This is a genomic window from Pontiella desulfatans (assembly GCF_900890425.1).
In the GTDB taxonomy this organism is placed as follows: domain Bacteria; phylum Verrucomicrobiota; class Kiritimatiellia; order Kiritimatiellales; family Pontiellaceae; genus Pontiella; species Pontiella desulfatans.
This window is the reverse complement of the sequence record NZ_CAAHFG010000002.1, coordinates 842610-865492: the sequence shown is the minus strand read 5'-3', so window position 1 is coordinate 865492 and position 22883 is coordinate 842610. Positions and strand designations below refer to the sequence as shown.

Annotated in this window: 18 protein-coding genes and 1 tRNA gene; 1 reads left to right on the top strand and 18 read right to left on the bottom strand. The window is 56.8% G+C overall.

Going from position 1 to position 22883, the window contains the following annotated elements:
* Positions 1-5 precede the first annotated feature (5 nt).
* The 4 genes from E9954_RS19250 to E9954_RS19235 form a co-directional block, all read right to left on the bottom strand.
* A complete protein-coding gene (locus E9954_RS19250; protein WP_136080905.1) occupies positions 6-3194 on the bottom strand; it encodes an autotransporter outer membrane beta-barrel domain-containing protein in 3189 nt (1062 codons plus the stop codon).
* Positions 3191-4711 (bottom strand): sulfatase family protein, encoded by a 1521-nt coding sequence (locus E9954_RS19245; protein WP_136080904.1) that lies wholly within the window; start codon positions 4709-4711, stop codon positions 3191-3193. The genes E9954_RS19250 and E9954_RS19245 overlap by 4 nt, the downstream gene beginning before the upstream one ends.
* 1 nt (position 4712) lies before the next feature.
* Positions 4713-6482 carry a sodium:solute symporter family transporter gene (locus tag E9954_RS19240; protein WP_136080903.1) on the bottom strand — a complete coding sequence of 590 codons (1770 nt, stop codon included), beginning with the start codon at positions 6480-6482 and terminating at the stop codon, positions 4713-4715.
* A gap of 774 nt (positions 6483-7256) precedes the next feature.
* Positions 7257-8377 (bottom strand): IS3 family transposase gene (locus tag E9954_RS19235; protein WP_407947718.1). Its coding sequence is split into 2 segments (ribosomal slippage): positions 7257-8111 and positions 8114-8377, totalling 1119 coding nucleotides; the frame shifts between segments, so codons are not numbered across the junction.
* An 837-nt stretch (positions 8378-9214) separates the two neighbouring features.
* Here E9954_RS19235 and E9954_RS19230 point away from each other — a divergent pair.
* Positions 9215-9661 carry a YhcH/YjgK/YiaL family protein gene (locus tag E9954_RS19230; protein WP_168442412.1) on the top strand — a complete coding sequence of 149 codons (447 nt, stop codon included), beginning with the start codon at positions 9215-9217 and terminating at the stop codon, positions 9659-9661.
* Positions 9662-9668: 7 nt separating this feature from the next.
* Here the strand turns inward: E9954_RS19230 and bamA are convergent, their stop codons facing one another.
* The 14 genes from bamA to E9954_RS19160 form a co-directional block, all read right to left on the bottom strand.
* The gene (gene bamA, locus E9954_RS19225; protein WP_168442411.1) at positions 9669-11990 is read right to left on the bottom strand and encodes an outer membrane protein assembly factor BamA; all 2322 of its coding nucleotides are present in this window, start codon (positions 11988-11990) and stop codon (positions 9669-9671) included.
* Between the two features lie 23 nt (positions 11991-12013).
* On the bottom strand, positions 12014-13396 hold the full coding sequence (gene dnaB, locus E9954_RS19220) for a replicative DNA helicase (RefSeq protein ID WP_136080900.1): 1383 nt from the start codon (positions 13394-13396) through the stop codon (positions 12014-12016).
* The gene (rplI, locus tag E9954_RS19215; protein ID WP_168442410.1) at positions 13393-13845 is read right to left on the bottom strand and encodes a 50S ribosomal protein L9; all 453 of its coding nucleotides are present in this window, start codon (positions 13843-13845) and stop codon (positions 13393-13395) included. Before rplI ends, dnaB begins: the two co-directional genes overlap by 4 nt.
* A gap of 16 nt (positions 13846-13861) precedes the next feature.
* Positions 13862-14080, bottom strand: coding sequence for a 30S ribosomal protein S18 (rpsR, locus tag E9954_RS19210; protein ID WP_222847244.1), 219 nt, complete (start codon positions 14078-14080; stop codon positions 13862-13864).
* Between the two features lie 15 nt (positions 14081-14095).
* Positions 14096-14518: a single-stranded DNA-binding protein gene (locus E9954_RS19205; RefSeq protein ID WP_136080898.1), complete on the bottom strand. Its 423-nt coding sequence runs from the start codon at positions 14516-14518 to the stop codon at positions 14096-14098.
* 4 nt (positions 14519-14522) lie between these two features.
* Complete coding sequence (gene rpsF, locus E9954_RS19200; protein ID WP_136080897.1) at positions 14523-14834, bottom strand: 30S ribosomal protein S6; 312 nt, start codon at positions 14832-14834, stop codon at positions 14523-14525.
* Positions 14835-14852: 18 nt separating this feature from the next.
* A complete protein-coding gene (gene pth, locus E9954_RS19195) occupies positions 14853-15443 on the bottom strand; it encodes an aminoacyl-tRNA hydrolase (protein ID WP_222847243.1) in 591 nt (196 codons plus the stop codon).
* Positions 15444-15486: 43 nt separating this feature from the next.
* Entirely contained in the window at positions 15487-16119 is a 633-nt protein-coding gene (locus tag E9954_RS19190) for a 50S ribosomal protein L25 (protein WP_136080895.1), read from the bottom strand.
* Between the two features lie 9 nt (positions 16120-16128).
* On the bottom strand, positions 16129-17061 hold the full coding sequence (locus E9954_RS19185) for a ribose-phosphate diphosphokinase (protein ID WP_136080894.1): 933 nt from the start codon (positions 17059-17061) through the stop codon (positions 16129-16131).
* A gap of 22 nt (positions 17062-17083) precedes the next feature.
* Positions 17084-17157, bottom strand: a tRNA-Gln gene (locus tag E9954_RS19180).
* A gap of 335 nt (positions 17158-17492) precedes the next feature.
* On the bottom strand, positions 17493-18203 hold the full coding sequence (locus E9954_RS19175; RefSeq protein WP_136080893.1) for a hypothetical protein: 711 nt from the start codon (positions 18201-18203) through the stop codon (positions 17493-17495).
* A gap of 104 nt (positions 18204-18307) precedes the next feature.
* Positions 18308-19012: a hypothetical protein gene (locus E9954_RS19170; protein ID WP_136080892.1), complete on the bottom strand. Its 705-nt coding sequence runs from the start codon at positions 19010-19012 to the stop codon at positions 18308-18310.
* 144 nt (positions 19013-19156) lie between these two features.
* The gene (locus tag E9954_RS19165) at positions 19157-20398 is read right to left on the bottom strand and encodes an IS4 family transposase (RefSeq protein WP_136077916.1); all 1242 of its coding nucleotides are present in this window, start codon (positions 20396-20398) and stop codon (positions 19157-19159) included.
* Between the two features lie 939 nt (positions 20399-21337).
* Complete coding sequence (locus E9954_RS19160; RefSeq protein ID WP_168442409.1) at positions 21338-22879, bottom strand: sulfatase; 1542 nt, start codon at positions 22877-22879, stop codon at positions 21338-21340.
* Between the last annotated feature and the right edge of the window lie 4 nt (positions 22880-22883).

The following is a 22883-nucleotide window of genomic DNA, read 5'->3' as shown; positions in this document are numbered from 1 at the left end:
TTTCATTAGAATTCATACAGGCTATCGATCGTTTCGGCGGCCTGGCCGGTGACGTGGCGGCGGGCCTGGTCGGCGGTGTCCCAGATTTCGGTGTAGTAGGTCGGCACGCCGTCAACCGGCTTGGTGGCCAGCAGCTTCATGGTGGTGTCGCGGAACTCCCACGCGGCGCTTTGCTCCGCCGGCAGGCGATAGCCCGTGTTGGCCGGTTCGCTGATTTTGTCGAGCCATTCGCAATAGGCCCAGACCCCGATCTGGAGATGATGCGGGGAGGTGAATTTCATGTTGGCGACCGGTGCGGAAGCAAAGTGCGGCAGCATGATGTCGTAGAGCCGGTCGAGCGATGGATGGTATCCCGCCGCACAACCGATCACGCTCATCGTCGGATCCATCGGGTCACCGGTGGAGCGGCGCGCAATGCCGTTTTCGGCAAACACGCCCAGCGGAGCGGCGGCGTCCGCCACGAAAAAATATTGCATGGCATCGGCGAATTTAGTGGACAGGAATGTGGCGGCGGTTGGATCGTGCGGCGCCAGCACGCCGAGGTAGCGGAAGCAAACCTTCACGCCATAGTTTCCATCGTAGCCATAATCCGCGTGGCCATGCTCGCCCAGCATGCCCGTGCTGCTGAACCACTGTCCGTTCGGATTACTTGAAGCGGCCGAAGGATACCCATAAAAGATTTCGTTCGAAAGCGCATCGATCTCGGCCTGCGTCTTAAGCGACGTTCCTCCATCGAGCGCGGCATACGCACCGTTGATGGCATAAACCCCCATCAACGCGCACAGGTCCTGGTTCGGCGCATGCCCCCTGCCCGATCCGGAAAACTGATTTTCCATGGCGGCGGCCAGCATGGTTTTCCAGGCAACGCGGCGCTCGGTGTCGTTGCTACCGGTGCCGTTCGGATCCATCGGTTCGGAGAGCCGCGCGTTCATTTCAGGCAGGTTGCACATCCGCTCAACCGCGTTGCCGATGGCGTGCATCGTGAAGCCCAGCACCGAGCTTTTTCCATTGGTCCGGTCCGGTACGCCGCACCACCCGTGGTATTCATTGAAGCCGCCATTGATGCCCTGGGCGCGGCACATGTAGTCGACCGACCAGATGGCGCGGTTCAACACTTCGGGATTCTGGTAGTGGGCGCTGTCGGGTTGCATGTAGCACCACACCAGCACCGGCGTGCATTCCGACATCCGCATGTTGTCGCTATTGTGGAACTGCCCATGCCGGTTCGTGGCCGTGTTCAGGTTTTGGTCCACCAGATAATTGTTGGAGACCAAGCTGTCCAGCTTCGCCATCACACCGGCGCGGACGGTCGGCAAATAATCCGGGCGCTCCACCACCCGGAAGAACCCGGCCGCATCCCCCGTTGCTCCCGTGCCGAAAACATTCGTCGGCGGCGTGGCGGCCACGGTCGCGAGATTCGTCCAATCGTTGGAACCCAAATTGGAGGCTTCATGGACTTCGTAGAGGTTTGCCGCCTGGCTTGGCCAAACGAGCGCATTCGTTTCGTTCAGCGCCAGCGGAAAGCCGTCGCGAAAAGGCCGCACCACGATTTCGCCGGTTCCCGCAAAGTAAGCGGGATGGGTCGAAGCGCTGTAGACGCCATCCGGTTGCGCAACGCCATCCAGCGTCAGGCCACTGACAAACAGGTCGGCAAAGTCGGCTTCGGCGGGCAGCACACCGGCGAAACCGAGTTCCATGGTTGCACCGGTTTCGAGCATCAGCGTTGCGGAAGGAACGAGCACCTGGCTGTGGTCGACATAAACCGAGCCCAGCACCGTCAGGTCGCTTGCCCCGAAGTCTCCGGGATAGGTGGTCTTTACCGTTCCGGACGCATCGCGAATCGTTGTGGTTCCCGAATAGGTGTTGCGTTGCTTGAGGATGATGGAAGAGGCCAGCTCCAACCCGTTGGTGCCGGCCAGCACCACATCCACCGTAATATCCTTGTTGCGCGCCCAGATCAACGGGGCGCTGTTGGTGGCGGCCATGATCAGTTTGCTCCCGTTGGCTGATTCGATCACCATGCTTCGGTTGACCTCCCCATTGTCGCGGTAGCGGATCGTTCCGATCACGATATCGGTGGGCAGATCAACAACTTTACCGGTGGTATGGTTCAGTTCGAACAGCGCGGTCTTGCCGGAACCGTAGGCCACCGTGCCGTCGCTCCATTTCGAATGATCCGTCCAGCTTACCGCCGAGTTGGTGGCATCGATCCAGGTTCCATCGTTGCTGGCCACCGATTGAATGCGCAGCGTGTCGGCTTGGCCCGATGCGGTTGTATCGACAAAGGCAAAACTCCATTGGGAGGTATCAACGCCCGCCGCGAAGTCCAGGCCGCCATCCGTCAGGATTCCTTCCCACTGCATCGCATCCCAAACACCGAACGTATTCAATCCGCCAAGGAATCCGACATCGAGCAGCGCACCTTCGGCAAAGACGACGTCTCCGCCGGCCCCCGTTCCGTCCACCTGGTCGATGAAGATGGGCGTCAGCCCGTTGGCATCAACCCGAAGGTCGAGAACGCCCCCGGAGTCCTGTTTCCAATGGCCATCGCCGGAACCGTTGCTTCCGATGGCGATCGACGAAGCCGCCCCGCCTTCGATGCGGAAGGTGCCGTTGGCCCCGATGCCGACGCCAACGCGGGTTTCCAAGGAACCGCCGGAAACCTTAAGCAGACCAGCCCCTCCATCCACACCGATGTCGATCGAAGTGGACGAACCAGACACGCCGGAGCTGCCGCCACGCGTTACCCGCAGGTCGCCCCCCGAAAGCTCATAGGTTCCATCGCCCCCGCTACCGGAACCCACCCGGAGTTGGTGGGCAACAACATGGATACCGCCGGACTGGTTGACCGTGCCGGCACTGCCGGCACCGACGTTGTTCCTGGTTGCGCTTCCCGTCTGGGTATGGCTCAACGAGCCACCGGTGATCTTCAGCGTGGAACCTCCGTTCACCTGCGTTCGCTGAACGGACTCCGTTCCCGATGCGGCGGAATAAACGGCCGTGCCGCCATCGCCGATGACCACCGCATCGGCCGCGGCAGGAACCGTGTCCGGAAGGTCGCCGCCCCAGTTCGCGGCGGTTGCCCAGTCCTGATCCGCGCCGCCCCCGCTGTCCCATTCCTGGTTAGCCGCATGGACGGACGCAACGGCCAACAGCGCGGCAAGCATTGCGAAGAATGGATCCGGCCGGCTCATGGATTCCCCGGCTTTTTTGACCCTGTACTCAGCACGTATGGATCGTGCGGGTGGTTGGCCGGCCAGATGCCGCGCTTGCCACACGGGTCGTTGATGTGCGGCAGCGATCCGAGATAGCGCGACACCGTCAGCCAATCCAGCATGTCGGCCTTGGTCTGTAGGATTTCCTGCGCAAAGTCCGGGTCGGCGGCCAGGTTGTGCTCCTCCCACGGATCAGTGCTTAAATCAAAATATTCTTCATGCTCCTGCCCGGCATAATAGATCAGCTTACGGTCGTTGGAGCGCACCATCGTCAGATAGTTGTCTTCGCAATAGACGCGTTCCGGCGCTTCGCCGGCGTCGCCGTTGGCCAGGCGTTTCCAGTTGCTGCGTCCATCCAGCCGCTGCGGCACCTCCAGCCCCAATGCCGTGAGAATCGTCGGCCCTATATCCATTTGCGTGAACAAGTCGTCGTCCACCGCCCCGCCGCGCACGCCGCCCGGCAGGCGCGCGAGCATGGGAACATGCAGCGCCTGTTCGGTCATGAGCCACTTGTAGATCATTTCATGGTCGCCGAGGTTGTCGCCGTGGTCGGAGGTGAAGAGGATGAGCGTGTTGTCCATCAGCCCCTGTGCTTCGAGCGCATCGAGGATCTTTCCAACCTGATGGTCGATCCCGGTAATCTTGGCATAATAGTGCCGACGCATCCGTTTGAGATCTTCTTCATTTTTATCCTGCAGCTCGCAGGCCCATACGCCGTAGGGCGGCGCAACATCGAACTTGTTCGGATTGCGCGTGGCCTCCATGAAGCGCGCATACTGCGGCGGACGTGCATCGAGGCCGCCTTTGTCGAAATGTGGTAGCGGAACATCGCGCCCTTCGTACATATCCAGAAAACGCTTCGGCGGATCATACGGATCGTGCGGCCCCTGGAAGCCGATGTGCAGATAGAACGGTTTCTCGCCCTCATAGTCGTTGATCCAGCGCGTCGCCATGCGGCCGACATATTGATCGACATGGTGCTCCTCATCATACGGGAAAACATCGGACGTGCACTTTTCCAGCCACATGCCGTCCTGCGTGAGCACCTTGCATGGACTCTCCAAGCCGTGGGCTTTCAGGTAGTTGGCATAGTCGTCGTGGCTGCCCTTCATCTCCGGGAAGTTTTCCGCATAGACGCGCTCATCAAAGGCCATCTTTTCCTCGGCCGGCCAGTGGTGCACCTTGCCGATGGCCGCCGTGCGGTAGCCGGATTCCTGGATTTCATGCAGCCAGGTGCGGTTGTGCGCCCAGGGTTCGAAGGCATAGCAGCCGGTGTTGTGCGGAAATTGCCCGGTATAGAACGCGCCGCGCGAAGCCACGCAGGTGGCGCCGCAGCAAAAGGCGTTGCCGAAGGCAACCGACTCCCGCGCCAACCGGTCGAGATTGGGGGTGATCATCCATGGGTTTCCCAGCGCGGCAATCGTATCCGCCCGCTGTTGGTCGCTCTTGATCACCACCACGTTCATGCCTGTCCGCAGGCCATCTCTCCTGTTCATATCAAACAGTCCTTTTTGTTTTCAGGCTTGCCGCCCGCAGGATCACACCGACCAACACCACGAAACCACCGCAGGCCAGAATCAGCAGGCGGTCGCGCATTTCGTTGGGAACCGCCAACAGCAGCAACGTCAGCAGCCCATAGGCCAGGCAGAGATTGCCCAGCACGCTGTACTGCCGCTTGTCGCTCTCGTAATCCGGTTCATGGTCCTTGGACCGGTCGATCGGCGTGTTGAGTTCTTCAAAGAACGCTTCGACGCGCTCGCTGTATTCCGGCTTCACGTTTTTATGGAACAACATCGAGGCGAAATAGATAATGTTGCAAACGATGAAGATCGAGCCCGTGGTCAGCGCAAGGTTCAAGTCGGCCAGCTCATATTTTGAAAGCGCCGCCTCCTGCCCCCAAATGCCCTGCATCCACTCATGGGTGAAGCCGAACTTGGCGATGGCCGCCATGATGAAACCGCCCACCATGGTGCCCCAGCCCGCCCACTCCGGCGTCTTCTTGAAAAACATGCCGTAGGTCAGCGGCATGGCCGTCGGCAGGCCGATCATGGCGGTCGCTTTCAGAATCAGGTCGAAGAGTTTGATTTCCTTCATGTCCTTGAAGCACAACGCAACCAGCATCCAGATCAACCCATAGATGAGGATAAACACGCGGCCCACAAAAATCTGCTTCAGCTCCGAAGCCTCCTTGTTGATGACCCGGATATAGAAGTTGCGCACGAAGGTGCCGGAATAGACGTTCAGCAGGCTGTTCATGGACGTCAGGCTGGCCGCAAAAATCCCGCAAACAAGCAGGCCGAGCAGACCCTGCGGCAACAGCTCCATCGCAATGGCCACATAGGCCGCCTCATTCGCGTTGTTCAACTGCGAAAACTGCTCAAGCCCGGACAAGTCCGGGAAAATGACCGCCGATCCCATGGCCGGAATCATCCAGACCGGCGCCAGCAGCAGAAAGCCGGCAATCGAAATCAGCACGGCCTTGCGCGCATCCTTGCCATCCTTCACGAACAGATAGCGCGCCGCGCCCGTGAGCATGCTGTTCATCATCGTGACCTGGTTAATCATCAGCGTCACCGCGAACGCGACGATCACCCACGGACGGGCCAAGGCCGTCCATTCGAAATGATAATCCGGCACATTGCGCATCAATCCGCCAAAGCCGCCGATTTGCTCATGCTTCAAGGTCAAAAGCGCCATGCTGATCGTAATCGTCAGTACCACCAGCATCTGGACAAAGTCGCCGGCGGTGGCCGCCCACGATCCACCCAGCAGGGTCATGACGATCACAACAACCGCCATAACCACAATGATTCCCCCCATCGGCAGGCCAAACACGCCGGACATGAAAACGGAGATCGTGTAGAGCATGACGCCGCCCATGAAGGTTTGGAAAACCAGCGGCAGCCAGGTATAGACCTGCTCACTGACCGGCCCATAGCGCTTCCGGATGCCCTCCACCGCCGTCACCACCCGCATTTGCCGGAACTTGGCCGCCGTGAGGAAAAAGCAGAAAAGCAGGGCAACGATGTTGCAGACGAACAGGATCAGGAAATAGGTTCCGGTCTCGTAGGCCTTCGCCGCGCCGCCGGTGAACGACCATGCCGAAAACGTGGTCATGAACGCACTGCTGCCGACTACCCACCAGAGCATGCCGCCGCCCCCGCGGAAAAAGTCGGAGGCCGTCTTGCTGAAGCTCTTATAGATCGGCCCCAGCGAAAGCATGAAGACCAGATAAACCCCGATCACGATATAGTCATAAATAGTCATGTGTTCATCTTCTTTCCCCCTGTTCGGTGCCAACAGATTTAGCCTCAAACGCTCCTGCCCCGCATCAACCCTTTAGAATCCACCTCGGCGCGTTACGGGCACGTTTGCCGCGCATCCCTCCAACCCAACCAGAACCGGTGGCATACCCGCCCGGCACTCAAATTTAATTTACATCTTATTTACAACCCCAATTTAGGCCTTTTCCCGCAATAATCAACGGTTATTAAGACATTTTCATCCCACCCCAGGCCCCGTCCCATTACGCAAATCATTCATCCTAGATGCGGGAATGGAATCACCGCGAAACACACCAAACACACGAAAACATTAGCTCAACTCGCTATCCGAACTATTACTTGCAAGGTGAGTACGTGGTTTTTTTCATTCGGTTGCCATCTTCGCGGGATACGCAGATTGCGATTCGTGAATTGTGTGATTTTAGTGGTTCATTACCGTTTTAAGCTTCATATTTTTCCCCATGAAAACCAAAAGCGCGCCCATTCGGTGCACCCAGGCCAACGGTTAAAAACCCATAAACCTTTAAATTCAGTCGATCGCCGCCCATTTTCTTTCATTTATTTTTCAGCCAGGATGCGCCTACCCCCAATCTTAAACCACGGATCGGTGAACTTAAGGTGGAACCTGCGGTTCCCTGTTCCGTGTTCTGGCGGCCAACGAGCCGCCCTTCCATGATGCCGTCGCGGAGCGGAGCCCGTCCCCGAAGGGGCGGCCCGGAGGGCCGAGGGCGGAGCGCAGCGACGGCATCACTTGCGATCATGTTCTGACTGCTCCTTCCATGAATACCTCGGCGGGGGTGCGTTTGTCCAGAGCGCTGTGCTTCCTCTCGTGGTTGTAATATTTAAAATAGCTGTCAAGGCCCCGATGCAACGCATGCCCGTCGGCATAGCATGCGGGATAGATTTTCTCATACTTCACCGACCACCACAGTCGTTCGATGAATACGTTGTCCAACGCCCGGCCTCGCCCGTCCATGCTGATGGTGATGTTCTCGTTTAACAGGACACCGGTGAAGGCGTTCGAGGTGAACTGGCTTCCTTGGTCGGTGTTGAATATCTCCGGATTCCCCTGCGTCAGCGCACGCTCCAGCGCATCAACGCAGAACGTGCTCTCCATGGTGCTTGAGAGCTCCCAGGCGAGCACATAGCGGCTGTACCAGTCGATTACGGCGGTCAGGTACATGTATCCATGCCGCATCGGGATGTAGGTGATGTCCGTACTCCAAACCTGGTTCACCCGTTCGATGTCCACATTGCGCAGCAAATAAGGGTAGATCTTGTGCCTCGGGGCGGGCTTGCTCGTGTGCGGACCGGGCGTGATGGCCTGAATCCCCATCAGCTGCATGAGGCGGGCGACCCGCTTGTGATTGACATCATAGTCTTGATCACGCAACCAGTCCGTCATGCGTGGATAGCCGAACTCCGGATGCCGGAGATACTGCTCGTCGATCAAACGCATCAGAAGCAGGTTCTCCGGCGTTTCCGGGGCGGGGTCGTAGTAGAAGCCCGATCTGGGGACGCCTGCGAGCCTACACTGCCGCCGAACCGAATAATCGGTGCCGGGCTCCACCCAGCTGCGGCGCGTTGAAAGCGGCAGGCTCATAGCTTTTTTTCGAGCCACTTCACGTCCATCTTCAGACGCCCGATCTCTTCGTAAAGTGGAGCCGTAAGCTCTTCTTCCGTTTGAGCCTGCTTCTTTTTCCCCGATGCAAAAAGATCCGGCGCATTCGAAAGCAACTGCTTCTTCCAATCCGAAATCTGGTTCGGATGGACCTGATATTCCGATGCCAGCTCCGCCAATGTCTTCACGCCCTTGATGGCCTCAATCGCCACCTTGGCCTTGAACTTGTCCGTGAATGTTCTTCGTTTTCTTCCCATTTCCATGCGTCCTTTTGTACCATGTTGAGGACGCAGGTTCCACTTAAGCCGGTGGTCCGAAAATCGGGGTTAAGCGCAGGAAGCTGCAGAGGACAATGTCGATGCAGTCAATGAATCGGGATACGCACCACACATCACGAAAGGTTCGCGGACGACCAACAGGGTGGAACGCCAGAACCTCCCAGCAACGGTATTGCTGGCGCCCCCGCTTACTGTACCGCAGGCGGCCCGCCTCCCCGCCGAACGGGCAACCATCCATCGCCGCCCCGGTTCTGTCGACCGTCCGCCCGGCCGTTCCCCGAGCGACCCTATCCCCGGCACCGCATCTTTCTGCCTCAAAATGTGTCTGCCTGAATCACCGGATGGACAGGATCGATGGGCGGTTCCAACGGAGCGGGGCTTTCGTGTCTTGAACGAAGAGAAGCAGGGAAATGCTGAGCTTCGATTCAATATGACGAATTAGGCGGCCTGACCACTTGTCCTTTCAATAATCCTTGATTCTAAGATTCTTCGGCTGACCTTTTTTGACCCCTTTTTGGCAGGTCAAATCGGAGGGCTTGGAGCGGAAGTATCGTCGACTCCTGTAATCATACGCAAACGTGTTCACACCTGAACACTGATACCAGTTAATCGGTTGTCATCGTCGCAGGTGTAGGTCGAGGTGGAACTCGCCCCTCCAACAGTGCGGATCATGTTGGTGCGATTGACGCAGACATCGCACGAGTAGGTGCCGTTGCCCCGGCAAAATTGATGACCCGCATCCCTTTTTATTTCTTAAACTTGGAATTGGCATTGGCTCATGCAAAACTAAATATAAATTTAACAGGAGGAATGGGCATGATACTGGACACACTCGACAACGCCGCGAAATATACTGGATTGAAAAAAGGAATCTCCGAGGGCTTCGGCTTTCTCGACCAACCGGGCATTGCCGAGCTCGCCGACGGGACATATGAAATTTCGGATGAGCTGGTCTTTGCCATCGTCCAGCGTTGCGACGGGCGCGCCGTGGAGGAAGGCAAACTGGAAGGCCACCGCAAATACATCGATATCCAATATGTGATCAGCGGCGATGAATCGATGGGTTGGAGCCCGCGCTCCGACGTCGCCCCTTCCGAAAACTACGACGCGGAAAAAGACCTCGAGTTTTTTGAGGGTTCGCCGGAGAGCATCGTGCAGGTGCCGCCGGGCTCGTTCGCGGTTTTCCTGCCCACCGATGCGCACCTGCCCTGCATCGGCAAAGGCCCGATCCACAAGGTGGTGGTGAAGGTGGCGGTGGACTGAACGTTCCTTAGAACGTGTGGCCGATGAGGAAGTTGAAGCGTCCCTTGTCGTCGAGGTAGCGCTCGTCGAAGGTGATCGGCCAGGCATAGTCGAGCTGCAGCGGGAAGCCGGGAATCTGCAACCGCAGGCCGATGCCCCAGTCGTCGGCGTAGTTCGAGGGGTCGAAATCCCAGGAATCGACATTCACGAAGCCCCAGTCGTAGAAGACGGCGCCACGGATCTTGTTCCAGATGGGATAGGTTACCTCGGCAGTCCAGTAGCCCTTGCTGTTGCCGCCGACCGGATCCTCCGTGTCGGGGTCGGTGGGGCCGACGTCGCGGTATTCATAGCCGCGCAGGTTATAGGAACCGCCAAGGAAGAGACGGTCGAAAATCGGCACGCCGTCGCCATAGGTTCCGGCATTGGCCTTGCTGTCGCCATAGGCCTCGACCGATTCGATCTCCCCGCGGACATTGAGGATCATATCCCAGATGAGCGGCCAGTGATGGGTCGACTTGACGCGCAATCCGAAAATATCGGTTTCGGCGCCCAGCGGGCCGCCGGCCATGAAGGGGGTGACGATGGTTTTGTTGCCCCGGGTGGCATCGAAGAAGCGGTCGCGCGAGTCGAACGACCACGCATATTGAAGTCCGCTTTTCAGGCGGCGGCCCTCCTCGTCCTGGATGGCCTGCGAGGCGGTATCGGCCACATCGAACACATTGAACTGTTCGAGGCTGTAGGAAAGGTTTCCGCGGGTGAAGCGCGAGAGGGATTTGCCGAGCGAGAGGCGCATGCCGTCGTTCTTCTGGTCGTATGAATCGGAGAAGTAGTTCACTTCGCGGTGGAACAGGTCGATGCCGAACGAGAGCTGGCGGTCGAGGAACCACGGCTCGATGAAGGAGATGTCGATATCGTTGCGCTCCGTACCGAGCGTGGCGCGGATCTTGAACTTTTGGCCGGCCCCGATCGGCGGCCAGGTCTTCCAGTTAAAGTTGCCTTGCGACAATTCAACGTAGCCCATCAGCGATTCCACGCTCGAGAAGCCGACGCCGGCGGTGAACGAGCCGGTTGCCTTTTCCTTCACCTGCACATTGAGGTCGTATTTATTCCCCTCGCCCGCCTGTTCCGGGTTGATGGTGACGATTTCGAAATACTGCAGGTTGCGCAGGCGGTTTTCGGAGGTGAGCACGCGGCTGCGGTTATACTTTTCGCCGGGATAGATCACCAGTTCGCGGCGGATCACCTTGTCGATCGTTCGTTCGTTTCCGCCAATGTTGACGGCGTTGATGTAGCCGATCTCGCCCTCGGTGATTTCGTAGGTGATGTCGACAACGGCGGTTTGGGCGTTGGCGTCGTAGACCGGGCGAACGACGGTGCGCACATAGCCCCGGTTGCCATAGTAGGAGCGGATGCCTTCGCTGCCGGCCTCGATGTTTTCATAGGCGGCGATGTCGCCCTGCCGCAACCGGACCGTCCGGCGGAGCTCCCGCTCCCCATACTTTTCCATGCCGGAAAGCGAAATTTTCCCGATGCGGTAGCGTTGCCCTTCGTCGATCTTGAACACCAGCCGCGACTTTTTCGGTTTGGAGACGTCGAGCTCCGGCTCGGAAACGCTGATGTCGAGGAAGCCGTTGTTCATGTAGAACGACTTGAGGGCGAAGACATCGGCATCGACCACCTCCTCCTTGTATTTGCCCGAACCGGTGATCCACGACCAGGGCGCAAACCAGGACTTTTGCTTTTGCTGAATCACTTTCTTCAGCTTCTTGTCCTCGATGATGTCGTTACCCTCGAACTCGATCTTCTTGATGGCGAGCTTGTCGCCCTCTTCAATCTTGAAGGTGACGTCAACGGTTCCGAGTTCGTCGTTGGTTTTGGATTTCCAGGAGACCTCGACGTCCGGATACCAATAGTCGCGGTAGGCCTCCTTGATTTTCGCGGCGGCCAGCTCGAAGGTTGCGTCGTCGGCGAACTGCCCGATTTCGAGTTCGGATTTCTTGCGGATTCTTCCGCCGCTTTTCGGCCCGCCGACGATCTCCATGCGGCGCAGGCGGTGCTTCGACACCACGGTGTAGACCAAGACCACGCCATCGGCCTCCACATCCATGCGGGCATTCACGAAGGAATAGCGCCCGGACTTGCGCATCCGGTTCACATCGATTGCGATCTCGGAAAGAATGGTTTCGCGGTCGGGCACTTGCTCGCCCACCTGGAACGAGGTGAAGGCCGCGACCGAGCTCATGGTGTAGGATTCGCCGGACTGGTTGACGATGCGGATATCCTTGATGGTTTCCGCCTGCAACGATGCGGCAACCAGGAAGGCGGTGAACAGGACTAGGGCTTTTTTCATGAAAGGTTCCATACTATGGGAAATCATTCTTCGTCGTGGGAATAGTCGTCCTCAAACTCGGCGCGGTCTTCGAAACGGGTGTATTCGCGTATGAACGACAGCTTCACTTCGCCGGTGGCGCCATGGCGGAACTTCGCCACATCGAGCACCGCGAGGTTGTCGCTGTTGCGGTTGTCGCCTTTTTCATAGTAGCTGGGACGGTACAGTAGCCAAACCATGTCGGCGTCCTGCTCGATCGCCCCCGAGTCGCGAAGGTGGGAGAGCTTGGGAATGTTGTCGCCGGTGCTTTCCGCGGCACGGCTGAGCTGCGAAAGCACGATGACCGGAACATCGAGCTCCTTGGCCATGCCTTTGACAGCCCCCGAAATGGCCATCGTTTCGCGCTGGCGGCCATCCTTGGCGAACTTCGAATAGTTCATCAGCTGCAGGTAGTCGATCACGATCAGCTTGATCCCATAGCGGCTTTTCAGGCGGCGCGCCCGCGAGCGCATTTCGACCGCCTCGAGGCCGGGGGTGTCGTCGATATAGATCTGGGCCTTGGAGAGGCGGTCGACCGCCGAGGTCAGCTTGGCGTGCTCGTCCGGCGTGAGGCCACGCCCCTTGGCGCGGTGCATCGGCAGGCGGGCGTTGCAGAACAGCATACGTTTCACCAACTGCTCGCGCGACATTTCCAAGCTGAACACCGCCACCGGAACCGGATCGCCATGCAGGCCGAGCGCGGCGTTTTCGGCAATGTTCAACGCCAGCGAGGTCTTGCCCATGGCGGGACGGGCGGCGAGCACGATCATGTCGGTCTTGTTCAAACCACCGAGTCGTTCGTTCAGGCCGATGAAACCGGTGGTTACGCCGGTGACGAGCTGGTTGGGATCGGCATTCTCGACCTCCTTGAAGGCATGGAGCACCGAGTCTTTCCAATCGGGAATCTGTTCGGCGCCGTGCTCGCTGAGTTTGAAGAGGTTGGCTTCGGCTTCGCTGACCAGCGTGCTGGCATCCTCTTCGCCCTGGTAGGCGGAATCGATGATTTCGGACGATTTTTCAATCAGCATCCGATAAAGCCGCTTTTCCATCACGATGTCGCAATAGAACTCGACGTGGGCGGGAACAAGGGTGCTGTCCTGGAGCTGGACGAGATAATCGTAGCCCCCGACCTTGTCGAGGGCTTTCTTGTCCTTGAGCCACTCGCCGATGGTGATGGCATCCATCGCCATATTGGCCTGGCTCATGTCCACCAGATTCTCGAAAAGCGCCTGGTGCCGCCGATCGAAAAAACTATCGGGGCCTAGACGCTTTGCCAAGCACTTGTCAAGAGCACCTTGAGGATCGAGCAGAATGGAACCTAAAACCCCCCGCTCGGCTTCATCGCTGTGCGGGGGGATTCTCAGACCACCTGGATCCCCTGGGATCATTTATCTTCTACGATCCAAACCTTGAGGGTACCGGAGACTTCGGGGTGCAGCTTGATTTCGACATCGAAAACACCAAGCTCGTGAAGCGGTGTGGCGAGCACGATCTTATGGCGATCGATCTCGAGCCCGGCTTCGGTCAACTTTTCGAGGATCTGCGGAATGCCGATCGAACCGAACATCTTGCCCGTTTCGCCCACCTTGGCGGAAATGGTGCATTCGATGCCCGCGATCTTCTTGGCGAGCTCTTCGGCCGCGCCTTTTTCCTTCTCGAGTTGAACGAGGCGTTCGGCACGCTTCTTTTCAATCTGGCGCTTCTTGCCCTCGGTAACTTCGGTGGCAATGCCCCGCGGGAAAAGGAAGTTGCGGGCGTAGCCGTCGGCAACCTTCACAATATCCCCTTCAATACCCAGGCCTTCGACCTGATCCATCAACAAAACTTCTGTAGCCATTTTGCCAACTCCTTTTTTAGCGAACGAGGCCCATAACCCGCGCACGGCGGATGGCCTTCTTGATTTGGCGCTGCTGCTGGGCATTGGCACCGGTGATGCGGCCGGGAAGAATCTTGCCCCGGTCGGTCATGAACTTCTTGAGAAGCTCGGCATCTTTGTAATCGATCGAGGTAACCCCGCGGAGGAGCTCCGGATCGCGCTTGTAATCATCTCTATCTCTGCTACGACGCATCATAGTTATATCCCTTTCTTAAAACGGCACATCATCATCGTCATCTTCCGCCGGCGGGGCCGGCGGCGGGACGGAATCGACGGGTGCCGCCGAAAATTCGGTTCCTTTTCCCGGGGTTCCCAAAAACTGGACGCGGTCGGCGCGAACGCGCAACTTGCTGCGCTTCTCGCCCTGTTGGTTTTCCCACTGGTCCAGCTGAAGCCGGCCTTCCACAAACACCGAGGATCCCTTGTGGAGATATTCGGACGAGGTCTCGGCCTGTCGTCCCCACACCACCACATCCACAAAGCAGGTCTGTTCAACCATTTCCCCCGCCTTGTTTTTGAAGTTTTCGTTAATGGCCAATCCCAAATCGGCAACCGCAGTTCCCGACGGCGTATACCGGATTTCCGGATTACGCGTAAGATTCCCCATCAACAAGACCCGGTTGTAGCTGGCCATCGTCCTACGCCTCCTGGGCGACCTCTTCCACAATTTCGCTGGCCTGCACAAACTGGTGGCGGAACACGTTGGTCGCCAGCTTCAGGCGCGCTTTGAACGCGTCGAGTTTGGTGCCATCGATGTTGAACATCGCAACCACGTAGAGACCGGCCTTCTGCTTCTTGAGCGGACGGGCAAAGGTCTTCTTTCCCATGCGGGTTGTGCTCTCGATCGAGCCACCCAGCTTTTCCAGTTCTTCCTTCACCCGGGTGATAGCCTGGTCGAGACCTTCCTCGTCCAACACCTCCGGAAAGATGAACAATCCTTCGTACAACATAATGTTTTACTCCTTAACTTAACCTATCTGCAACTGGTTGAACTCGTTCATGGTTCGCTCAGTCCCGACGGAAAAGATGGTTTCTACCGCATCGGCGGCACGTTCGACAACCTTTTCCAACTTCAAAAGCTCTTCCTCGGCAAAGCCGCCGAGCACGAACCCGATCATGTCGGCCCCGTCCGGCTTGGGGCCAATGCCCACCCGCACCCGCGGGAACGCCTTGGTCTGCAGCCACTCCAGCACCGACTTCATGCCGTTGTGGCTTCCGCCCGAACCCTTTGCCCGGACGCGGATGCCGCCGAACTCCAGATCGACATCGTCGTATATCACCACGGTGTCGGCCGCTTCGGCGCGCCATTTTTTCATGGCGCCCCAAACGGCCTTGCCGCTGCGGTTCATGTAGGTGGTCGGCAGTACCAACCGCACCTCGTGCTCCCCGATCCGGCATTTCGCCTGCCGGGCGGGGAACCAAAACATTTTCCTGAACACCACGCCCTGCCTTCGGGCAAGTTCCTCCACAACCATGAATCCAATGTTGTGGCGCGTGCGCTCGTATTCTTTTCCGGGATTCCCCAGTCCAACGACCAGCTTCAACAGTAAAATCCCCAAATTAGATATCCGGATTCCGAATTTCCCGCATCAACGATGCGGGCTACTCTTCGTCCTTCTTCTCGGTGATCACTTCCGGCTCGGAAGCGGCAGACCCGTCTTCGTCTTCCTCTTCCTCGACGCGCGGCGCCGCAACCGCGGCAACAATGGCGTCTTCATCAACCAAGGCCTTGAACTTGGCGCCCAGTTGGAGGTCGGAAACGTGCAACGCATCGCCGATGCCCATTTCGGAAACATCGATCTCGATCTTCTCGACGAGATCCTTGGGCAGACATTCGACCTCAATGCTGTGCATGACATGGTCGAGTGTGCCGCCGGCCTTCACACCGGCCGCTTCGCCCACCAGCTCCAGCTGGATATCGACGGCCAGCACCTGGCCTGCGGTTACGCGGAACAGATCCACGTGCATCAGGTCGCTGGTCACCGGATGGTGCTGAACGTCCTTGATCAGGACGGACGTGACGCCTTCGCCTTCAACTTCGACATCGATAATGATGCTTTCGCTGGCGGAATGGTGCAGCACCTGCTCGAACTCGTGCATGTTGAGTTCAACGGAAACGGATTCCTTGTCATCGCCATAGATCACAGCCGGCAACGAGCCGGCGTTGCGCATGCGGCGTACGTTGCTCGAACCTTCGAGGTCTCTCTTCTTTGCAATCAGTTTTGTGTCTTCCATGATTCTCTCCTAATTATCAACCCTGAACAGCGAGCTGACGGATTGGTCGTTGTGGATGCGGCAGATGGCCTCCGCCAATATGTCAGCCACCGACAGTACGGTAACATTGAAATCCGACCACTCGCGCTGGGGAACCGTATCGGTGGTCACCAGCTCGTCGATCGGCGAATTAATCAGGCGGTCGATCCCCTTCTGCGTCAGCAGCGAATGGCTCACTGCGGCGCGGATCGATTTCGCTCCGGCCTTTTTCAAGAGTTTTGCGGCCGCGGTAAGCGTGCCGGCCGTCGAAGTCATATCATCGACGAGCAATGTGTTTCGGCCTTCGACCTCGCCGACCAGATGGTTGGCCTCGACGTCCTCGGCGCTCTTGCGCTGCTTGCCCACCAGCGCAATGCCGGCCCCGAGCAGCTTGGAATAGGCGTCCGCCATTTTCAGGCCGCCGGCATCCGGCGAAACCACGACCAGGTCGTCCAGCTCCAGCGAACGAAGGTATTTAACGATGACGGGCGAAGCATAGAGATGATCCACCGGAACTTCGAAAAAGCCCTGGATCTGCTGGGCGTGCAGGTCGCAGCAGAGTACGCGGTCGGCACCGGCCGCTTCAAGCAACGTGGCCACCAGCTTGGCCGTAATCGGTACGCGCGGCTGGTCTTTGCGGTCTTGGCGGGCATAGCCATAATAAGGAAGAACCGCCGTAATCCGGTCGGCCGATGCACGCTTGGCGGCATCGATCATGATCAGCAGCTCCATCAGGTAGTTGTTCGGCTCGATCGAGACCGACTGGACAATGAACAGGTCGTCGCCGCGGACATTGTCCACGATCTTCACGAAGATCTCCCCGTCGGGGAACCGCGTGATGTCGACTTCGCACAAGTCAACGCCCGCCGCGCTTGCAATGCGCTCGGCCAATGCCCGATGTCCTGTACCCGATATTATCTTCATTCCGCCGTCACTTTAAAAAAGATGGTTGCCCGACCAGGGTTCGAACCTGGACCCTGTGAGTCAAAGTCACATGTGCTTCCATTACACTATCAGGCAACAAATTATGGGAAAACGCCGTATTACACGGCATCTCTCTTCCTTTCCCAAGTTCAAAAGAGCGGGAGACCATAGAAAGCAGGCGTTTGGAAGTCAAGCAGGCAAATAGAGGAAAAGGGGAAGGAAAAATCACTGCCATCCCGCCGCAAGGCGACTCGGGAGAATTGAACACCTATTTGACGAGAGCATAAACGGTGAACGAACGTACCTTGTCCATCCCGGCTGGTTTTTCAGGATGGACGTGTAGAACACGAGGGGTCAGAGTAGAATGGCGCTTAGTTAAGCCGCCTTCGCCGACCCCTTCGCCGGGTAGGCTGACGCCGCTGGCTCGATCATCATTTTTTTTCTAGCTTTCTCAAATAGTTCTGCTCTTCGCGGATCAAAGCACCAAAACCAACGCAAAAGACCGAGTTCTTGTCTTCGCTCAGAAACGCTACAAGTTTTGCAGACCTGTCATGCATGATATAGTAAGCTCTGATTTTTTCCTCAGCATTGTTTCCCGGGTGCTTCAATGTCCACTCCCGGATTTTACCGGGCATAAATATTGGTTGGTTCGTGTATCCCGGAGCCCGCTCAAAAGACAAGCTTCGGGAATCGGCACCGCTTCCAATATATCCGTGTTTTACGGTATCCCATAAAGCCTCTTCGGTTACTGGAATGGAGACGGAAAACATTAGCGGAGGATCCATTAGACCGGAGTGTGGGCCGAATTGAAATGCGATAAATTTCCCATCTACATCAGTAGGTTTTACTTCGTAATGACCCAAATAGTTTCCATCATTGTCGAAAATCGCTGTGCGATACCTATTTTTAACTTCAGCAAGCCGGACTGAGAAAACATGAAGATAGGAATCCTCAATCTCAATCGAGCCTATCTGCTTCACATCCGTTTTTCTTGGAGAACCATCTCTGTTAGCGAAAACGTGCTCTGGCCCGGCTTTATTCATAGCAGCTTTGACTTCGCTGCTGGAGGGGGTGTTTCGCTTCCCTGCAAAGCAGATTCCAATTGCGAGGTAAGAGATGAATAAGATTAATAATGGCTTCATATTATCCTTTCCGTATCGAACGTTCAAAGTGAGCCGCTTGGGAAACCAACTTTGACTTAATCAACGGGCGTTGTCCAAGTAGGCTCTACTTTCTTGTTGGGCTTTTAGTCAAATTTTATTTCTTTGACTTGAGTGTTTTTTTGTTCTGCAAGTTGTTGGATAAACTCTGCCACTTTAGTGTAGTTGGGTTGCTTAAACTGATGATTAAGCATGGAAATGCAATCTTCGAACCTTCCCAGCTCTCGATAGAGTTCTGCTTTCGTTATACGTTGATCAGGATCTTCTGTGTTTAATACATCTAAAAGGCTAACCATATTGGCTTTTTGTTCTGATGAAAGCGTTATTGGCTCACCATTCCGGCGAACAGCGTCGTTTACCATCCACCAAGCATTTTGTCTTACATATAATTCCTTGTCTTTAGATAGACTCTTTGATTCAGCATACTTGAGGAATTCCTTTTCTGTCAGCTCAAGAGTCGATACGGAGTTTGACCATGAATTCTCTGCTTTACCTTCATTACGCCTGCGAGACTCTATTTGTCCTAATTTTTTTGCGTCATAAATCCAAACAAACGTGGAGCACTTCGGACATTTAACGATACGTGGGCGATCAGGCAGCATTGGTGCCTCCCTTTTTCCATCAGTCCAAAATTTAGCACCAAATGTATTTCCAGAAAGTGTTGTGTCTTGTTGTAGCTCCGCTTTGCACTGTGGGCATTCTTTTATAACAGTATTGCCGGGCTGAAATGCATGAACACTTGTTATCGCGAAAAATATAAAAGTCATTAATAAAGTGTGGGTATATTTCACATTCATCCCATAGGTGGTGCTGACGGAGAGTAAAACCCCGTTTTTGTTAAGGTTTCTGATGTCCGATTCATTTAGTCAATTCCGATTTTTTGTTGAAGGTTAACCATGGTTCCGCGCTTTGTGCATATGGCTGTCCCACAGCTCTTAGACAAACCCCGGCAGATACGCCTGTTCCGGCGCACCCCGTATGCGGCCGGGCGGTTTGGCTGTCCCATAGGAATCCAGCAAGGCGGGCAGGTTCCACCGGCGCCAAAGCACCGCGCGCACAACAGTGAACTGCCGCTTGAAGCTGTGCTCCCATCCGTGCATGAACGCGAGGCAGCGCATCAGCAGGTGGACCAGCAGCCCCATCCAGATCTGCCAGCGCACGGCGTTGGCGCTGTAGCCCAGGAAGTCGGAGAGTTGGAGCGTCTGCTTGATCTCCTTGAAGAACACCTCGATGTCCCAGCGGCAACGGTAGAGTTCGGCGACCGTCCACGCGCTCCACTCCAGGTGATTGGTGATGAAGGCGATTTCGACATCCTTGCCGTTAATCTCGACCAGCGCCACGACCCGGCGCAACTCGCACGGATAGGCTTTCTTCGATGCTTCGACCACCATCTCGATGACCTCGTCGCGCAGGATGCGCTTGTGCCCGGTGGTTTCGAGGGTGCGCACCACCTTGTACTGCATGTTGTCCTTCGCCCGGCCAACCCACCAGACACCGCGCACCGTCAGCTCGAAAAGATGCTTGAACTTGTTGTAGGCCTTGTCGAACACGGCGATTTCACCGGGTTTGAGCTCGGCGCACAGGCTTTGGGTCATCGTGCTGTCATGGTGCTTCGCCGTGTCGATGATGGCGCACCGGGGCAGGAAGCTTTGCAGGTCGAGGCGCAGGTGGCACTTGGCCGCAGCCTTGCGGCGGCGATGCTTCGCCCAGTCCATGCAGTTGGCGACGAGCTGGATCGTGGTCGAGTCCAGCGCATGGATCGTCTTGCTGAAGCGCCGGAGGTATCCGCGCCGAACCTTGCCCTTCGCGAAGCCCGGGACTGTATCCATCAGATGCTTCATCATGCACCAGTAGAGCTCTTCGGCCATGTCCGCGTTGCGGATCTTGTTCGCGTGGCTCAGGTTGTTACGCGACGGAGGAACCGCGCCGCGGATGGTAGAGAGCGCCGCCGCGTTCATCTGGAGCGCGTCGCACACATCGTTGAGTCCGAGTGCATGGGAGAAGTGGGCGTACAGCAAAGAAACCACATGGCTCCACGGCGTGTACGTCCGGCTTTGAATGTCCACGCCATGCTTCTGCGCAAGGCTCGACACCATGTGTCCGGGAATCAGATTGCACAATTGTTTCAAGGTTGTATACCTATGTCCGGCTGGCTTGTGTTTATGTTGTTTTTTCATACCCTCCGAGTGGAGGATTTCAACGGCACATGCCAGCCTTTTTTTTCAATATCTATGGGATGACAATGGGTATATTTCATATGTTTTCCTTTGTTTGCCCAACGATTAGGATTTATCCCTCCTGCTTCCCCAAACGTCCTCTCTGCTGAAGCAGGTTAAAAAGCAGGAGGATATGAGGGCACCCAAAAGGTGCCATCTTGATGTTGGACTGAGCCACCCCGGCACGTCCGGCCTATCTATGGGGATTGTATGGAGCGCGAGCCCCCGCCGCCATGTTATTATTCATGTTTCTTTCCAAGGGTTGGAACCAGTCCCTCCAAATGTGGAGCGGGCTTTCTTGCCTGCTCATGGCCGTGAAGAGCCCGCTGGATTTCCTGTAGGCCCGCACCGGCTCGGATGGAACCTCGCCCTCCACACAGAGGCTCACGATTCATGAAGAGCCCGGCGGTGGTCTTTGTGTTTTTTGCGCTTCTTCGTGGCCAACTAAAACCGTCCGCACCGTCTTTGTGTTTCCCTGCGTGCTTTTGCGGCGAATAACGATCCGGAACAAGGGTCAGGACGCCTAATTCGTCATTTCGGCTTTCGACTCCCATGGCAGACCGTCTTTTGACTCCTCAACCGCCCGAACATAACAGGAAAAATTCGATGTAGGCGCACGGCGAGCGCACGGGCGGACAGCGTCCGCCCCTCTACGAAATAACCTTACGGCGGCTCGGATGGAACCTCGCCCTCCACACAGAGGCTCAAGATTCAGGAACTTAGAAACGCAAATGAACCACAGATGAACGCAGATAAACACAGAACCCAAAACAGGAGATGCATAACCTATATCCAACCCACTGGGAGGGTGGGACAAATTTCGCACCTTCTTGAAGATCAGCGTCCAACTGTGGTCATCCGTGGTTCCATTCCCGAGTTAAGGATTATTCCCCGCCTCCGTTATTCAAAAAATCCTTCTAGTTTTTTGGAGAGCTCCAACACCACGGCCTTGTATTCCGGATGGTTGGCGAGGTTAACCGTTTCGAGCGGGTCGGTCTGGTAGTCATAGAGTTCGATCGCGTCGATTTGCGAGGGGTTGAACGTCCCGGTTTGGGCAACATCTTCCGGAACCCAGGTGACCATGCGGTAGCGTTCGGTGCGCATGGCATAGCCCATGTTTTTCTTGTGGCTGCGCGGATACTGGCTCATGGCAAAATCCTTCACCCTGGCTTTCGGGTTTTTGAGGATTGGAACCAGGCTGGTCCCTTCCAGCTGCTCCGGAACCGGAAGGCCGGCCAGCTCGCACAGCGTCGGGAAAATATCCACCGACTCGACCGGGGAAGCCGCCCGGCCCGTCTGCGACAGCCATGGAGCGGAAATGATCAGCGGCGAATGGGTGGCCTGCTCATAGTTCGAATGCTTGCACCAGATGCCGTGGTCGCCGAGGTGCCAGCCGTGATCGCCCCACAGCACAACGACGGTGTTCCCATCGAGGCCGGTCTCCTTCAGCTTCGCAAGCACCTTGCCGATCTGGGCATCCACATAGGCCACACAAGCATAGTAGCCATGGATCAGTTCACGCTGGCGCGCCTTGGAAAGGTTTTCATCCTTATCGACATCCGAATAGTTTTTCAGCTCGCCCCACGAATGGCCGGCATATTCCGGCGCGCCCTTCGGCAGCTTTTGGAACTCCGCCACATCGATCGCGGCGCGATCGAACAGATCCCAATATTTCTTCGGGGCAACAAACGGCAAATGCGGCTTGCGGTAGCCCAGCGTCAGGTAGAACGGCCCGTCGGCCCGGGCCAACCGGTCGAGCATGCCCAACGCCCACTCCGTCATCGCGCCATCGGGATAGGCATCGTCCGGCCGGTCGATGCACTCGGTGGCCGGCATGGCCCCCAGCCCGGCCATGAACTGGTTGCGCTGCTTGTAGCCCTTGATCTTCTTTTCCTCGAGCGCCTGGAACGCGGCATGGATCTGTTCGCCCTGATACTTGTCGAGCGCCGGCAGCCGTCCGTCCGCATAGGGCAATGCCTCCGAATGAACATACGGGATCGACCACGATGGCGGATCATCGTTCTTGAAGCCATGCATGATCTTGCCGGCCCCGGCGGTTGCATAACCGGCCTTCTTGAAATATTCCTGCATGGTGAACGCCTTCGGGCACTCCTCGCGGCAGGTATGCTGCAAGTCCCAAACCCGGGTGGTATCGGGCCTCAAGCCGCTGAACATGCTTGCGCGCGACGGCCCGCACACCGCCTGTTGGATATAGTGGCGTTCGAACAGCATTCCGTTTTTTGCCAACCGGTCAATGTTCGGGGTTTTAACGTGTTCCGAGCCATAGCAACCCAGCTCCGGCTTCAGGTCATCCATTGAAAAGAAAAGTATGTTGGGTCCCGCCGCCTGGGCCGACCACAAAACGATCGGATAAACCACCAAGGCACCAAGTACCCGAAGCCTGACCAACCAACCTACCGTTTGCACCGTTTTATATTTCATCCTT

What these genes read in the sequence shown, in the direction of transcription:
- E9954_RS19250 (WP_136080905.1), bottom strand. Translation starts at nt 3,194, where the DNA reads ATGAGCCGGCCGGATCCATTCTTCGCAATGCTTGCCGCGCTGTTGGCC.
- E9954_RS19245 (WP_136080904.1), bottom strand. Translation starts at nt 4,711, where the DNA reads ATGAACAGGAGAGATGGCCTGCGGACAGGCATGAACGTGGTGGTGATC.
- E9954_RS19240 (WP_136080903.1), bottom strand. Translation starts at nt 6,482, where the DNA reads ATGACTATTTATGACTATATCGTGATCGGGGTTTATCTGGTCTTCATG.
- E9954_RS19230 (WP_168442412.1), top strand. Translation starts at nt 9,215, where the DNA reads ATGATACTGGACACACTCGACAACGCCGCGAAATATACTGGATTGAAA.
- bamA (WP_168442411.1), bottom strand. Translation starts at nt 11,990, where the DNA reads ATGAAAAAAGCCCTAGTCCTGTTCACCGCCTTCCTGGTTGCCGCATCG.
- dnaB (WP_136080900.1), bottom strand. Translation starts at nt 13,396, where the DNA reads ATGATCCCAGGGGATCCAGGTGGTCTGAGAATCCCCCCGCACAGCGAT.
- rplI (WP_168442410.1), bottom strand. Translation starts at nt 13,845, where the DNA reads ATGGCTACAGAAGTTTTGTTGATGGATCAGGTCGAAGGCCTGGGTATT.
- rpsR (WP_222847244.1), bottom strand. Translation starts at nt 14,080, where the DNA reads ATGATGCGTCGTAGCAGAGATAGAGATGATTACAAGCGCGATCCGGAG.
- E9954_RS19205 (WP_136080898.1), bottom strand. Translation starts at nt 14,518, where the DNA reads ATGGCCAGCTACAACCGGGTCTTGTTGATGGGGAATCTTACGCGTAAT.
- rpsF (WP_136080897.1), bottom strand. Translation starts at nt 14,834, where the DNA reads ATGTTGTACGAAGGATTGTTCATCTTTCCGGAGGTGTTGGACGAGGAA.
- E9954_RS19190 (WP_136080895.1), bottom strand. Translation starts at nt 16,119, where the DNA reads ATGGAAGACACAAAACTGATTGCAAAGAAGAGAGACCTCGAAGGTTCG.
- E9954_RS19185 (WP_136080894.1), bottom strand. Translation starts at nt 17,061, where the DNA reads ATGAAGATAATATCGGGTACAGGACATCGGGCATTGGCCGAGCGCATT.
- E9954_RS19175 (WP_136080893.1), bottom strand. Translation starts at nt 18,203, where the DNA reads ATGAAGCCATTATTAATCTTATTCATCTCTTACCTCGCAATTGGAATC.
- E9954_RS19165 (WP_136077916.1), bottom strand. Translation starts at nt 20,398, where the DNA reads ATGAAAAAACAACATAAACACAAGCCAGCCGGACATAGGTATACAACC.
- E9954_RS19160 (WP_168442409.1), bottom strand. Translation starts at nt 22,879, where the DNA reads ATGAAATATAAAACGGTGCAAACGGTAGGTTGGTTGGTCAGGCTTCGG.